Raw genomic sequence first — 15,451 nt, 5'->3', positions numbered from 1 at the left:
TCTCCTCTCTTATCATTTTTTTAAGCATAATTTATTTAAATTTTATCAATCTTTTCTCTATCATGCATGCATCCTAACTCATCTGCTTTTATCATAGGGCATAAAAAAAGCCATCTTTTCTACTTTACTGCAGTAGAAAAGATGGCTTTGAAATTTATTCAATATCCTAAACTAAATTTTATTTAGTTGAGTTAAGAATTAAATTATTTGTTTTTTAGGTTGTAGAAAGCTTGTAAACCTTCGTATACAGCTAAGTCGCCTAATTGGTCTTCGATACGTAACAATTGGTTGTATTTAGCGATACGGTCAGTACGGCTTAATGAACCAGTTTTGATTTGACCAGCGTTTGTAGCTACTGAGATGTCAGCAATTGTTGAATCTTCAGTTTCACCAGAACGGTGAGAGATTACAGCAGTGTAACCAGCTTTTTTAGCCATTTCGATAGCGTCAAATGTTTCTGTTAAAGTACCGATTTGGTTAACTTTGATTAAGATTGAGTTACCGATTTCTTGTTTGATACCTTTAGACAAGATTTCAGTGTTTGTAACGAACAAGTCGTCACCAACTAATTGAACTTTATCGCCTAAGCGTTCAGTTAATAGTTTCCAACCTTCCCAGTCGTTTTCGTCCATACCATCTTCAATAGAGATGATTGGGTATTTGTTAACTAATTCTTCCAAGTAGTCTACTTGTTCAGCAGCAGTACGTTTAGCTCCGTTTTCACCTTCGAATTTAGCGTAGTTGTAAACGCCGTCTTCGTAGAATTCAGAAGAAGCACAGTCAAATCCTAGGTATACATCTTTACCTGGTTCTAGACCAACTTTTTTGATTGCTTCAAGAATAGTTTCAACTCCGTCTTCAGTTCCTTCGAAACGAGGTGCGAATCCACCTTCATCCCCAACTGATGTTTCTAAACCACGAGATTTCAAGATTGATTTCAATGCATGGAAGATTTCAGCTCCCCAACGTAATGCTTCTTTGAATGTTGGAGCTCCAACAGGTAAGATCATGAACTCTTGGAATGCGATTGGAGCATCAGAGTGAGATCCGCCATTAACGATGTTCATCATTGGTGTTGGCAATACTTTAGTATTGAATCCACCTAAATATTGGAATAGAGGTACATCTAGGTAGTCAGCAGCTGCACGAGCAACAGCGATAGAAACACCTAAAATAGCGTTAGCTCCCAATTTAGCTTTGTTTGGAGTACCATCTAGGTCGATCATAGCTTTATCGATAGCCATTTGATCACGTACGTCAAATCCGATGATTGCTTCTGAGATAATGTTGTTTACGTTATCTACAGCTTTTTGAACACCTTTACCTAAATAACGGTCATTGTCGCCGTCACGTAATTCAATTGCTTCGTGCTCTCCAGTTGAAGCTCCTGAAGGAACCATTCCGCGACCAAAAGCGCCACTCTCTGTATAAACTTCAACTTCAATAGTTGGGTTACCGCGTGAATCTAAAACTTCTCTTGCTAAAATGTCTGTAATGTATGGCATTTGTTTTCTCTCCTTTGAGTTTATCAAATTGGAATTTGGATGCTTTATTGCCCAAATTCAGTTTAGTTAATTTTGATTAGGTTTGCAACTAGAAACGTTCTGTCTCGTAGTGCTCTTTAATTTTTAACAATCAATGATTCACCAGTCATTTCAACTGGTTTTTCAATGTTCAGTAAATCCAACATTGTTGGTGCAACATCTGCAAGACGGCCGTCCTCGCGTAATGTTACGCCTTTTTTCGTTACGATTACTGGTACTGGTACTGTTGTATGAGCTGTATGAGGTTCTCCAGCTGGTGTTGTCATTGTATCTGCATTTCCGTGATCAGCGAAAATAACAGCAGAGCCGCCTTTTTCTAAGATGGCATCAACGACACGTCCCAAGTTTTCGTCTACTGCTTCGATAGCCTTAATAGTTGGTTCTAACATTCCGGAATGACCAACCATATCAGGGTTAGCGAAGTTTAAGATGATAGCATCATGTTTATCTGCTTCGATATCAGCAACTAATGCATCTGTAACTTCATACGCACTCATTTCTGGTTTTAAATCGTATGTTTCAACTTTAGGAGAAGGAATCAAGATTCGGCTTTCTCCTTCAAACTCCTCGTTACGTCCACCATTCATAAAGAAAGTAACGTGAGGGTATTTTTCAGTTTCCGCAATACGCAATTGTTGCAATCCGTGTTGAGACAACACTTCTCCTAATACATTTTTCAATGCGATAGGCGGGAAAGCAACTTCTGCTTTGATACTTGGGTTGTAAAGTGTCATTGTCACTAATTTAAGATTGTTAGGACGAACGCCACGATCAAAGAATTCCCATTCATCATTGGTTACAGCGTTTGATAATTGGATAGCACGGTCTGGACGGAAGTTAAAGAAAATAATAGCATCATTATCTTCAACGGTTGCGACAGGTTTTCCATTTTTAAGGATTACTGTAGGAGCAACAAATTCATCCATTTTGCCAACTTCATAGCTGTTTTTCACGGCATCGACTGCTGAGTCGGCAAAATTGCCTTCACCATGGAATATAGCATTGTATGCTTTTTCCACACGTTCCCAGCGTTTGTCACGGTCCATAGCATAGAAACGCCCTGAAACAGTAGCAATTTCACCCATGCCGATTTCTTTCATTTCTTTTTCTAATTGCTCAACGTAGCCTAAACCAGAATCAGGTGCAACATCGCGTCCGTCTAAAAATGCATGAACGTATACGTTTGGAACACCTTTTTCTTTAGCTGTTTTGATCAAAGAGATCAAGTGATTGATGTGACTGTGAACTCCACCATCTGATAATAAACCAAACAAGTGAAGACTAGAATTCATTTCAACAGCTTGTTTCATTGTGCTGTTCAAAACTTCATTCTGTTGGAATTCACCGTCTGCAATAGCTTTGTCGATTCGAGTTAAACTTTGGTATACGATACGGCCAGCGCCGATATTTGTATGACCAACTTCTGAGTTCCCCATTTGTCCTTCTGGCAATCCAACATCTAATCCTGATGCTTTCAGAGTAGCATGTGGATAAGTTGCCATATAGCGATCAAAATTAGGTTTTTTCGCTTGAGCTACTGCATTACCCATAGTTTCTTTACGACAACCGAAACCATCTAAAATGATGATAGCTACTGGTGATTTACTCATTATTTATTAGCCTCCAATAGTGCTAGGAATGAATCTGCTTCTAGACTTGCTCCTCCAACTAATGCTCCATCAACATCTGGTTGTTCCATTAACTCAGCAATGTTAGCTGGTTTAACACTTCCACCATATTGAATACGTACTGCATCAGCAGCTGAACGTGAAAATTCTTTTGCTACAGTTTCACGAATTACAGAGATTGTTTCGTTTGCTTCTTCGGAAGTAGCTGTTTTACCAGTACCGATTGCCCAGATTGGTTCGTAAGCAATAACGATTTCGCTAACTTGTCCTTCAGTTAAGCCTTTCAATCCAGCTTTAACTTGGTCGCTAACTAATTCGTTAGTTTGTCCAGCTTCACGTTGTTCTAAAGTTTCTCCACAACAGAAGATAGGAATCATACCATTTTTGAAAATAGCATGTGCTTTTTTGTTGATTTCTTCATCTGTTTCGTGGAAGATTTCACGACGTTCAGAGTGACCGATGATAACATAGCTTACTCCAAGATCGCTTAAAGCTTTAGGACTTACTTCTCCTGTAAATGCTCCTTCTTCTTCAAAGTAGCAGTTTTGAGCAGCAATTTTTAAATCTGTTCCTTCAGCAGCTTTTACTAAGTCTTGTAAGAATAGTGCAGGAGCTCCTACAACAGAGTCTACTACGTCAGCAGAAGGGATTTTACCTTTAACTTCTTCTACAAATTCGCGTGCTTCAGAAGCTGTTTTATTCATTTTCCAGTTTCCTGCAATAATAGGTTTACGCATGATAAAACCTTCTTTCATTTATTTTTGTTTCGATGATGTCTCCAAAGATTATTTATCAGAAATAGCTGCCAATCCTGGCAATTCTTTTCCTTCTAAATACTCTAATGAAGCTCCACCACCTGTTGAGATGTGTGTGAATTGATCAGCATAGCCTAATTGTTGAGCAGCTGCAGCAGAATCTCCACCACCGATAATAGTGATAGCATCTTCTAATTCAGCTAATGCTTTACATACACCAATTGTTCCTTCTGCAAAGTTAGACATTTCAAACACGCCCATTGGACCATTCCATACAACTGTTTGAGCGCCTTCTAAGGCTTCTTTGAACAATTCGATTGTCTTAGGACCGATATCTAATCCCATTTGATCTTCAGGAACTGGTCCTTCATGAACTTCTGTTGGGACGTCATTGCTGAATTCTTTAGCCGTAACGTTATCGATAGGCAAGACTAATTTGTCGCCAGCTTTTGCAAGTAATTCTTTAGCCAATTCGATTTTGTCGTCTTCAACTAATGATTTACCGATTTGGATGCCTTGAGCTGCGTAGAAAGTATATGCCATACCTCCACCAATCAATACTTTGTCTGCTTTTTCTAATAAGTTTTCAATAACACCAATTTTATCACTAACTTTAGCTCCACCTAAAATAGCCACAAAAGGACGTTTAGGATTGTCTACAGCGCCTCCGATAAATTTGATTTCATTGTCCATTAGGTAACCAGCAGCTGTTTCTAAGTGAGAAGCGATCCCAACGTTAGAAGCATGAGAACGGTGTGCTGTTCCGAATGCATCGTTAACGAACACATCGCCTAAGCTTGCCCAGTATTTACCAAGTTCAGGGTCATTTTTGCTTTCTTTTTTACCATCTAAATCTTCAAAACGAGTGTTTTCAACCATTAAAACGTCGCCTGATTGCATTGCAGCAATAGCGTCTTCTAATTCTTGACCGCGAGTTACAGGAACAAAAGTTACTTCTTTTCCTAATAATTCACTCAAACGTTCTGCAACAGGTTTTAATGTTTTATCAGCTTTGTCTTCTTCTGTTTTGATTTTTCCTAAATGAGAGAAAAGAACCAATTTTCCGCCTTGTTCCAAAATGTAGTTGATTGTTGGAAGTGCAGCTTGGATACGGTTATCGTTAGTAATTTTCCCGTCTTTCATAGGAACGTTAAAATCAGCACGTTCTAAGACAACTTTGCCTTTTAAATCCATATCTGTAACAGCTTTTTTTGCCATATTAAAATCCTCCTCGGTATCCTTTACTTGCATGCTTTAACAATGAAAAAAGCGGAGAAGCGCGTCGCTTCCCCGCTTATCATTGTAATTTTATACTCCTAACAAATAATTGTTATTCGTTAAATTACAGTTTTGCAAAGTATTCTAAAGTACGAATCAATTGAGAAGTGTATGATATTTCGTTATCATACCAAGCAACAGTTTTAACAATTTGTTTGTCACCAACAGTGATAACTTTTGTTTGAGTTGCATCGTATAATGAACCATATGACATTCCTAAGATATCAGAAGAAACGATTGCGTCTTCAGTATATCCGTAAGATTCGTTAGCAGCTGCTTTCATTGCTGCGTCTACTTCTTCAGCAGTAACTTTAGTTTTTAATACAGATTGTAATTCAGTTAAAGAACCAGCAGCAACAGGAACACGTTGTGCAGCTCCATCTAATTTACCTTTTAATTCTGGTAATACTTCACCGATTGCTTTAGCAGCACCAGTTGTATTAGGGATAATGTTAGCTGCTGCAGCACGAGCACGACGGAAGTCGCCTTTTGGATGTGGAGCATCTAATGTATTTTGGTCACCTGTGTAAGCGTGGATAGTTGTCATTAAACCTAATTCAATACCAAATTTTTGGTCTAGTACTTGAGCCATTGGAGCTAAACAGTTAGTAGTACAAGAAGCACCTGAAATAACTGTTTCAGAACCATCAAGAGTTTCGTGGTTTACATTGTAAACGATTGTTTTCATGTCACCAGTTGCTGGTGCAGAGATAACAACTTTTTTAGCTCCTGCTTTAATGTGTAATTCAGCTTTTTCTTGAGTAGTGAAGAAACCAGTACATTCTAATACGATTTCAACTCCAAGTTCTCCCCATGGAAGTTCTTCTGGGTTACGGTTGCTTAATACTTTAACGTCTTTACCGTTAACTGTAAATGCACCATCTTTAACCTCAACGTCTCCATTGAAACGTCCTTGAGTTGTATCATATTTTAATAAGTGAGCTAACATTTTTGGATCTGTTAAGTCGTTAACCGCAACCACTTCAATACCTTCTAATTCTTGAATACGACGGAATGCTAGACGACCAATACGTCCGAAACCATTAATACCTACTTTTACTGACATAACTAGATTTCCTCCTTTAGAAAATCGAAAATTTATTTATTTTAAAGGGTTATCCCTTTTAAAATCTGGTTAGCGGCACCTTCATCCGTGATCAACCACGTTTGAGACGGTGCATTTTTCATATAAGCTTTGATCGCTTCTGCTTTCGATTCTCCGGCAGCTACAATGATGACACTAGGTATCGTTGTCAACTTGCTGGATTGCATACCGATGCGCGGGATTTTATACACCACTTCACCTTCTGCATTGTAAAACTCTCCGAAAGACTCTGCAACCGCAGCATTATCTTCAAGCAGCGCGAGTATCTCATTATCAAGTCCTCGTCGCTGTGCCATATGACTTGCGTCTCCTATACTATAGATTACACAATTTGCTTTTTTTATCAAATCTAACGTTTTTTTCACGCTGGGTTCTTTTAACAAAAAGCCATATGTCTCTTTTCCTACTTGTTCTGGTACATACAACGCTTGATTCTTTCCGCCAGTTGCCTCAGCTAATTTAGCACTAATAGAGTTTGCTTGTATTTCAACAGACTCTCCTAAACCGCCTCGAGCCGGAACGAAAAACAATTCACGATTTCTTGACAGATTTTCATCAAAACGATTGGCTACTGCAGCCATCGTTGTACCACCCATGACAGCAATGATATTTTTTCCATCCGGAAGCAAAAAATCCAACGTTTCATAAGTCGCTCTGCTTAAATCAGTAATGACTCTGGATTGTTTGTCCAAGTTTCCAGGAACAATGATGCATTGCTCAATTTGAAAATAGGCAGCTAGATTTTTCTCGCGATTCCCCATACCTAATTGTTGTCCCATCAATTGGTCAAAAGAACGATAGACTTCTTCTCCCAAGGGCGTCAACAACATACCGGATTTAGTTGAATGGACTAGATGCTGTTTTTTTAAAACATCTACTTCTGTTCGCAAGCTTCTTTCTGAAATACCTATTTTATCTGCTAAGATGCGTCTTCCAATTGGTCCTAACAAATAGATGTTCCTTAAAATTTGGTGTCTCTCTTTCAGAGTGTCCATTACGTCAGGAGCTACTTTTTCTATCACAGACAGAACCTCTTCCATGAGCCACCTCTTTCTTACTGGGTCGTTTTTTGTCCACGTCAGCCGTTTAGCGACCCTCGTTGTCGAAAAAAACAAAGAGATTAAAATGGAAAAAGACAATTGATTTCAAATCATACGCTTATTTCTACATTTTCACAGAACTTTAAAGCCTGTTTGATCTCTTACAGCATCTATTCTACCAATTCTAGCCCCAACATGCAACCTATTAATTCATCAGTTTTCGTTGTGGAAATGAGTTCGCTTTTTCATCTATGGCAATATTTTGTCAAAAAGCATTACTGAGAGAGTTGAACTTTACAAAAAAAGCTTTTGAAAAATTAAACTCTCTCTTACTTTTTGTCAAAGTTGTTACCAAACAACGACTAGGACTCATACTATTTATTTTTCTCGTATTCGGAATCAATGATAGTTTTCAGTTCTTCTAGAGAAATATTCTCATCAAAAATATTTTCTCCAATAAAGACAGAAGGAACAAAAAAGACATTTGCTTCTTTAGTTTCATTGAGGATGCCATTGATCTCAATCTCGTTCGGTTGATGAGTCAATCCACGCTTTTCGACCGCATATTCAGCAATCTCCTCATGACTTTTCAACATTCCCCACTCATTTTGATGCGCTAATAAGTAATCGATCTCCATCAAAGCTTCTTCTGGTTTCTTGTAATCCAAATGATGATGAAGGACATTCCCTCTTTTTAAACTTGGTTTTTCTTTGTCAAAAAGTTTGATGACGCGTTGAACTTTTCCTTCTTGTACGTACTCATTTAATAGATCTTTGGTATCAAAGTACCATTTCTTACAGTACGGGCAAGCCAAGTTAATAAATTCAATGACTTTAACAGGCGCACTTTCCGGTCCAATTTTAAAACCATAGGTTACATTTACTTTATCTGCATTCATATTACTCGTATCCATATCGTACCTCCTCTTAATGTTAGTTATTAGTATACCTTCTATTTCTTCAATTGAAAACCAATGTCGTTTAAGATGACTCCCACCGTTACGCTGTGAGTCTTTTGCTATGAGTCTTTTATAGAAGAAAAAGACTCCCTGCTTTAAACAGGAAGTCTTTTGCAAAAAAAATTATTTATTGGGTAACTCAGTGTTGTTTTCCATTACTTCATCGATCAAGCCATACTCTTTTGCATCTTGAGCAGACATGTAGTTATCACGGTCTGTGTCGCGTTCGATAACTTCAATCGGTTGTCCAGTTCTATCAGACAAGATTTTGTTTAAGCGTTCACGTGTTTTCAAAATGTGACGAGCAGCGATCTCGATTTCAGTTGCTTGCCCTTGTGCTCCACCTAATGGTTGGTGAATCATAATTTCTGCGTTTGGCAAAGCAAAACGTTTGCCTTTTGCTCCTGCAGCTAATAAGAAACTACCCATTGAAGCAGCCATTCCCATTGCGATTGTTTGAACATCAGCTTTAATAAAGTTCATGGTATCGTAAATAGCAAAACCTGCTGTTACGCTACCACCTGGAGAGTTGATGTAAATGTAGATATCTTTTTCTGGATCTTGAGCATCTAAAAAGAGCAACTGTGCAATAACTGAATTTGCTACATTGTCATCTATCGGGCCGCTCAACATGATAATACGGTCTTTTAATAAACGTGAATAAATATCATAAGCACGTTCTCCTCTTGATGATTGTTCAATAACTGTAGGTACTAAGTTCATGAAGTATTCCTCCTCTAATATGTTTCCATAAGATTGTATCACACTCATTCTCAAGAATCATTTGAATGAGTTTCTATAGTTTCATTCTACTCCGATGGTCAATAAAGGTCAAACTTTTTTTATGATTCTTTTTCACCTAAAAGCAAAAAAGCCAGCCACAACGGACCAGCTTTTCTCATAAAACTTTTTTTGACCTTCTGTTTTTTGCAATGCCCCCTGAGGGAATCGAACCCCCATCTCAAGAACCGGAATCTTACGTGATATCCATTACACTAAGGGGACGTAGGATGACAACTATTTTAGTTTATCTAATAATACCTAAAAAAACAAGCTAAAGATTATCTTTTAAAGAATAAAACCAATCTGTATTCTACGATTGGATAAGGCAGCTTTCAAATAATCGTCACATTCCTTACGGGATTTTCTTAAAACTCGTTAATGCTCTTAGCAGAATGTGGTATGATATCGAAGGATATGAAACCGTTTCAAGGAGGATGGACATGAATTTTGAGCAACATTATACCCAACAACAGAAACAAGTTCAAAAGCTGGCTATGACTCAACAATTGCAGCAGTCTATCCAGATGCTGAATATGAACCAAGAAGACTTGGTCCTTTTCCTAAAACAAAAAGCTTTAGGCAACCCTTTGATTGAAATCAAAGTCAAACGACCTACTGCAGACAACTCTTTTAAAAACTCTTACTCGTCATCAAGTGCTTATGCGAGTTACAATCCCATCGATCATCTAGCTGGAGGCCAAATGTCTTTGTTTTCTTATGTAATTGACCAAATTCATTTAACCATGAGAGATACTTACTTGAGAGAATTAGTGCTGTGGCTGGCTAATCATTTAGACAAAAACGGGTACATGACGATTTCCCTAGAAGAAGCTAAACAACAAACAGAAGCTGAAGAAATTCAGTTGATTGATGCGTTAACACTCCTTCAACAACTTGAACCTGCTGGTGTGGGTGCAAGAAACCTGCAAGAATGTTTGATGCTTCAAACAGAACGAGATGATGAAGCACCAAACTTGGCCTATCTTATTTTAGAAGAATCATTTGATTTGTTCAGCTCTCGCAAATGGGAACCTTTAGCTAAAAAATATGGTATCCCGGTATCTGCAGTGCAAGAAGTAGCCGACTATGTACAAACCTTGACGGCTCACCCTGGAGCTGTTTATTCAACTGAAGATGAACACTTCGTTCGTCCTGACCTGATCGTAACATTAGTAAATGATGAACTTATGGTGAAATCAGCAAAAACTGGGTTGCCAGTAATCAAATTTCAAACTGATTACTACCAAGACATGCTTTCGGTTGAAGATAAAGATGTCAAAAAGTTTATTCAAGAAAAATATGCAGAATACGATTGGATTCAGCAGAGCTTGCAACAAAGAGAAGAAACAATTATCCGTGTCGGAACAGCTATAGTTGAGCAGCAAAAGGAATTCTTTTTACAAGATTCCCGCCCTTTGACTCCAATGACATTAAAGGAAATTGCACAGCTCTTAGACATACATGAATCTACTGTCAGCAGATCTGTAAATGATAAATTCATTCAAACCGATTTCGGCACATACGAATTGAAGTCCTTCTTTACGACAGGATTGAAACGTTTGTCCGACAATGATTCCATTCAAGCAAATTCTCAAGATGTTTCATCTGACGGAGTGAAACATCGAATAAAAGACCTTATTGCAGAAGAAAACAAATTAAAACCCTTATCTGATCAGAAAATAGCCACTTTGTTGGAAGATGAAGGGATACAGATTTCTAGAAGAACAGTCACCAAATACAGGGAAGCTTTGTCCATTCCTTCATCCACCAATCGAAAACGATATGCCTAAACAAAAAGATTCCTCAGCAGAAGACTGCTGGGAATCTTTTTGTTGTTTATCCACTTAATTGACTAGAACTTCACTTACTTGGCTACTGCCGGTGTTGCTGCGGTGGCTTTCTGCCATTTCATTCAACTTTCGCAATCGGTGATTAATGCCTGATTTGCTGATTTTTCCGCTTGGGACTAAGTCTCCTAGTTCTTTAAGAGTTACATCAGGATTCGCTACTCGTACAAGTGCAATTTCTTTTAACTTATCTGGAAGATTATCCAATCCGATCACTTCATCTAAGTAAAGAATATTTTCGATTTGTTTACTTGCAGCATCAATGGTTTTATTCATATTTGCATTCTCACAATTCACAAGTCGATTCACTGAATTTCGCATATCTCTTACAATTCGAATGTCTTCAAATTTCAACATCGCATTTGTAGCTCCAATAATCGCTAAAAAATCCGCAATTTTTTCAGCTTCTTTCAAATAAGTGATATAGCCATTTCTACGGCTGATTTTCCGAGCGTTTAGTCCAAATTCATTCATCATATCGCACACGTCATCATTGTGTTCTTCATAATTGGAATAAATCTCTAAATGGTATCGGCTCGTTTCCGGGTTATTGACTGAACCGCCTGCTAAGAAAGCCCCTCTTAGATAGGATTTGATTTTTTGATTGTTTTGGGTAATTTCTTTACTTACGTGACCTTGGTACAGCATTCCATCCATGATGGATAAATCTGCTAATACCTTTTTAGTTCCTTGTTTCAAACGAACAATGTACACATTGTTTTTCTTCAGCTTCATTTTTCGTCTGACCAACAATTCACTTTCCACTTCAAAGTGGTCTTTCAATAAAATATAGATTCGTCTTGCAATTGCAGCATTTTCTGATTGTACATTTAGAATAAATTTCTTTTCTACTAAACTAATGCTTCCATTCATTCTAATCAATGCTGCTAGTTCAGCTTTGGCATGTTCACGATGAACTTCCAGCTGAGTCAATTCTTTTTTCGCAGTTGAGGCAAAAGACAATGTTATCTCCTCCTTTCATTTTTTTATATAGTATCGATATTGGTTTCGAACTTTCTACCATAGTATTGAACGTCAAATGAAATTTTGAACAGTTCTTCTACTACCTTTTCTTTATCATGGAATACACCATTGTCTCTTAATTCTAAGAAATCGTTTGAAATGACCATTGATGCTTCTTTTTTCAATCCATTGAAATCATGTTCAACTTGCACTAAATACTCATCGTATTTTTCAGTGTCAATATAGTTTTCCGGCACTTGTCCGATATTTACCAAAACGGTATCGACGAACTTTTGATTCATATGACGATGCAATACTTCTAAATGATTGGCATCTGAAAAGTTTTCCGTCTCACCCAACTGAGTCATGATGTTGCAGATGTAAACCACATTGGCTTGTGTTTTTTTAATCGCATCGCTAATTTCTGGAATCATCAGGTTAGGTAAAATACTGGTATATAAACTTCCAGGTCCTAGTACCACCATGTCAGCATTCAAAATCGCAGATACGACTTTTCGAGCCGCTTTTACATCTTTTGATCCGTCAAGTTTTGTGACGAATACATGGTCGATCATTTTCCGATGTTTTGCGATAGAGGATTCCCCGCTCACTTGAGTTCCATCTTTAAACACTGCATGTAGTTCCAATGGTTCTTCAGCAGCTGGATACACATGACCATCGATCATCATCATTTTCCCTAATACTTGGATAGCTTCATAAATATTGCCTTTCATTTCTGCCATAGCTGAGATGATCAAATTCCCAATAGAATGTCCTGCTAAAGATTGATCTTCGACCGCAAAACGATATTGAAAAATCTCTTTCTGCATTTCTGGAATGTCTGATAAAGAGACCAATACATTACGAATGTCTCCAGGCGGTACAGCATTAACTTGTCTTCTCAAGTCGCCGCTGCTTCCTCCATCATCTGCTACTGTTACAATAGCTGTCACATCAGCATTTTTGGCTCTCAATCCCGCCAAAATTACCGGCAGCCCAGTTCCGCCGCCGATAACAACGATTTTCGGTTTTCTGTTTTTCTTTCTCGTTAATTTTTCATTCATCATGAGCGATTTACTGACTCCTTAAGCTTTCTGTAATCGCGATGGGTAATATGAACTGGATAACCATCGGATTGTATTTTTGCAGCAATACGTTCTGTTAATGCTACAGAACGGTGTTTCCCTCCTGTACAACCAATAGCGATCGTTACAGAGGTTTTTCCTTCTTTTTTATATCCTGGTAAAACATATTCAAGCAAATCTGTAAATTTGCGGTAAAAAACTTCTGTTTCAGGTTGCTTCATCACGTAATCATATACAGGTTTATCTTGCCCTGTTAATGGTCGAAGTTCATCAATGTAATGAGGGTTCGGCAAGAATCGGACATCCATAACTACATCTGAATCAATTGGTACGCCGTATTTAAACCCAAAAGATACTAATTCTACTCTAAAGGTAGTGGTTTCTTCTGTGTGGAATTCATCGATTATTTTCTTTCTTAATTGACGAGGTGTCAAATCAGCTGTATTGATGATCAGCTGGGCTCTTCCTTTTATAGCTTCAAGCTGCTTTCTTTCTTTTTTGATTCCGTCCATCACTCGTCCACCTTGAGCCAGCGGATGAGTTCTGCGTGTTTCTTTATAACGTGAGACTAATTCCGTATCATCAGCGTCTAAGAATAAGACTCTTGTAGTAACAAGAGAGGTATTATCTAAACTTTCCAATGCAGGCACAAGTTCATCGAAAAACGCACTAGAACGTAAATCAATCACAAGTGCAATCTTGTTCAACTTCCCTGATTCTTTTACTAGTTCAAAAAACTTTGGTAATAAACTTGGCGGCATATTGTCTACACAAAAATAACCCATATCTTCAAAACTTTGCATGGCTACTGTCTTACCCGCACCGCTCATCCCAGTAATAATGACAATATTCAGACTCTCAACCATATTCTTCGCCTCTTTCTATATACGATCCTTCACACACTTATCTCTAGAAGTATAACACCCCGGGCGTGTCATGTATAGCTCCCCTCATATAATTTTAAGAAACAAGAAGTTTTCTTTGTTTTTTGTTCATATTTAGAGTAAATTACTATTGGGAGTATAGTTGTGTGAAATATAAAACAATAAGGGAAGAGTGATTTTTTATGAGCAAAAAAGAAACAGTCATTATTGGATCAGGTCCTGGTGGTTATGTATCAGCAATACGTGCAGCTCAGTTGGGACAAAAGGTTACTATTATTGAAAAAACATACATCGGCGGTACTTGCTTGAATGTTGGTTGTATCCCTTCTAAAGCTATTATTACTGCTGCTCACGCATTCCACAATGCTAAAAATTCCGAAATTTTTGGTGTACAAACTGGCTCAGCTCAAATCGATCTTGAGAAAACTCAAGATTGGAAAGAAAACCAAGTTGTCAAACGCTTAACCGGCGGGGTTGAAAGCTTATTAAAGAAAAATAAAGTCGAAATCATTCGCGGAACAGCTAGTTTCAAAGACAACAAACACTTGATGGTTACAAAAGAAGATGGAAGCACAGAAGAACTGGAATTCCAACAAGCAGTTATCTCAACCGGAACTGCTCCTATTGAATTAGCTGAAGTTCCATTTGGTGAAAAAGTTATCGATACTACTGGAGGTCTAGGCTTAAGAAAAGCTCCCGAATCACTTGTTATTGTTGGTGGAGGATATGTTGGCTCTCAATTAGCTGGTGCATTCAGCAACTTAGGCGTTAAAGTAACGATTTTAGAAAAAGAATCTCACATTTTACATTTCTTCGATGAAGACATGTCTAAAATGGTAGAAAAAAATTATGCCAAAAAAGGTATCGAAGTGATCACTAGCGTAAACATCAAGAGTACTAAAGAAACTGCAGATGATGTTGCGATTACCTATGAAAAAGATGGTAAAGAAGAAACCATTACTTCAAGTGCTGTTCTTGTTTCTGCAGGAAGAAAACCTTACACAAAAGGATTAAACTTAGAAGAAATTGGCGTAGAAATGCTTGAAAATGGCCGCATTAAAGTCAGCGACTCTCTGCAAACATCTGTTGAAGGAATATACGCTATCGGAGACGTTGCTCCTGGTCCTGCATTCGCTCACAAAGCAAGCTATGAAGGCAAAATCGTAGCCGAAGTGATCGCTGGACAAAATCCTGCATTAGAAGAAGAAATTCTTCCGATCGCTGTCTATACTGAACCTGAATTAGCTACTGTAGGTATATCTGCAGCAGCAGCGAAAAAATCTGACCGTAATTTAAAAATCAGCAAATTCCCTCTTGCAGGAAATGGCCGTGCATTATCGTTGAACCAAACGGAAGGTTTTGTTCGTTTGATTACAGATCAAGATAATGACAACGCTCTTGTAGGTGCACAAATTGCTGGTGTCGGTGCTCCAGATATCATCAGTGAAGTTGGCTTCGCAATCAAGAACGGTATGAACGCAGAAGACATTTCATTAACCGTTCACGCTCACCCAACAGTCGCAGAATCTATCATGGACGCATCTGAACTAGCCCTAGGCATGCCAATCCACATGTAAAGA

13 protein-coding genes and 1 tRNA gene are annotated in these 15,451 nt (G+C 38.1%); 2 read left to right on the top strand and 12 right to left on the bottom strand.

Features of this window, described 5'->3' with window-relative positions; genetic code table 11:
• Positions 1–203: 203 nt before the first annotated feature.
• The 9 genes from eno to BM137_RS07740 form a co-directional block, all read right to left on the bottom strand.
• Positions 204–1,505 (bottom strand): phosphopyruvate hydratase, encoded by a 1,302-nt coding sequence (eno, locus tag BM137_RS07780; protein ID WP_092480596.1) that lies wholly within the window; start codon positions 1,503–1,505, stop codon positions 204–206.
• Positions 1,506–1,621: 116 nt separating this feature from the next.
• Positions 1,622–3,154: a 2,3-bisphosphoglycerate-independent phosphoglycerate mutase gene (gpmI, locus tag BM137_RS07775; RefSeq protein WP_092480595.1), complete on the bottom strand. Its 1,533-nt coding sequence runs from the start codon at positions 3,152–3,154 to the stop codon at positions 1,622–1,624.
• The gene (gene tpiA / locus BM137_RS07770; RefSeq protein ID WP_092480594.1) at positions 3,154–3,909 is read right to left on the bottom strand and encodes a triose-phosphate isomerase; all 756 of its coding nucleotides are present in this window, start codon (positions 3,907–3,909) and stop codon (positions 3,154–3,156) included. Before tpiA ends, gpmI begins: the two co-directional genes overlap by 1 nt.
• A gap of 48 nt (positions 3,910–3,957) precedes the next feature.
• Positions 3,958–5,145: a phosphoglycerate kinase gene (locus tag BM137_RS07765; RefSeq protein ID WP_092480593.1), complete on the bottom strand. Its 1,188-nt coding sequence runs from the start codon at positions 5,143–5,145 to the stop codon at positions 3,958–3,960.
• Positions 5,146–5,269: 124 nt separating this feature from the next.
• Positions 5,270–6,271: a type I glyceraldehyde-3-phosphate dehydrogenase gene (gene gap, locus BM137_RS07760; protein ID WP_092480592.1), complete on the bottom strand. Its 1,002-nt coding sequence runs from the start codon at positions 6,269–6,271 to the stop codon at positions 5,270–5,272.
• A gap of 41 nt (positions 6,272–6,312) precedes the next feature.
• Positions 6,313–7,350, bottom strand: coding sequence for a sugar-binding transcriptional regulator (locus BM137_RS07755; RefSeq protein WP_092480591.1), 1,038 nt, complete (start codon positions 7,348–7,350; stop codon positions 6,313–6,315).
• Positions 7,351–7,724: 374 nt separating this feature from the next.
• Complete coding sequence (locus BM137_RS07750; RefSeq protein ID WP_092480590.1) at positions 7,725–8,264, bottom strand: thioredoxin domain-containing protein; 540 nt, start codon at positions 8,262–8,264, stop codon at positions 7,725–7,727.
• 168 nt (positions 8,265–8,432) lie between these two features.
• Complete coding sequence (gene clpP / locus BM137_RS07745; RefSeq protein ID WP_092480589.1) at positions 8,433–9,032, bottom strand: ATP-dependent Clp endopeptidase proteolytic subunit ClpP; 600 nt, start codon at positions 9,030–9,032, stop codon at positions 8,433–8,435.
• A 210-nt stretch (positions 9,033–9,242) separates the two neighbouring features.
• A tRNA-Arg gene (locus BM137_RS07740) sits at positions 9,243–9,314 on the bottom strand.
• 218 nt (positions 9,315–9,532) lie between these two features.
• On the opposite strand from BM137_RS07740, the gene rpoN reads away from it, so the two are divergent.
• Positions 9,533–10,882, top strand: coding sequence for an RNA polymerase factor sigma-54 (rpoN, locus tag BM137_RS07735; RefSeq protein WP_092480588.1), 1,350 nt, complete (start codon positions 9,533–9,535; stop codon positions 10,880–10,882).
• A 54-nt stretch (positions 10,883–10,936) separates the two neighbouring features.
• On the opposite strand, the gene whiA is transcribed toward rpoN, so the two are convergent.
• From whiA to rapZ, 3 genes are read right to left on the bottom strand one after another with little or no spacing between them, the layout of a single operon-like run.
• The gene (gene whiA, locus BM137_RS07730) at positions 10,937–11,902 is read right to left on the bottom strand and encodes a DNA-binding protein WhiA (RefSeq protein ID WP_092480587.1); all 966 of its coding nucleotides are present in this window, start codon (positions 11,900–11,902) and stop codon (positions 10,937–10,939) included.
• Between the two features lie 23 nt (positions 11,903–11,925).
• The gene (locus BM137_RS07725; RefSeq protein ID WP_425248180.1) at positions 11,926–12,966 is read right to left on the bottom strand and encodes a gluconeogenesis factor YvcK family protein; all 1,041 of its coding nucleotides are present in this window, start codon (positions 12,964–12,966) and stop codon (positions 11,926–11,928) included.
• On the bottom strand, positions 12,966–13,853 hold the full coding sequence (gene rapZ, locus BM137_RS07720) for an RNase adapter RapZ (protein ID WP_092480585.1): 888 nt from the start codon (positions 13,851–13,853) through the stop codon (positions 12,966–12,968). Before rapZ ends, BM137_RS07725 begins: the two co-directional genes overlap by 1 nt.
• A 200-nt stretch (positions 13,854–14,053) precedes the next feature.
• On the opposite strand from rapZ, the gene lpdA reads away from it, so the two are divergent.
• The gene (lpdA, locus tag BM137_RS07715; RefSeq protein WP_092480584.1) at positions 14,054–15,448 is read left to right on the top strand and encodes a dihydrolipoyl dehydrogenase; all 1,395 of its coding nucleotides are present in this window, start codon (positions 14,054–14,056) and stop codon (positions 15,446–15,448) included.
• Positions 15,449–15,451: the final 3 nt, after the last annotated feature.

This window comes from Desemzia incerta (genome assembly GCF_900115825.1).
Classification (GTDB): Bacteria; Bacillota; Bacilli; order Lactobacillales; family Carnobacteriaceae; genus Desemzia; species Desemzia incerta.
This window is presented reverse-complemented; position numbering and strand designations above follow the sequence as displayed.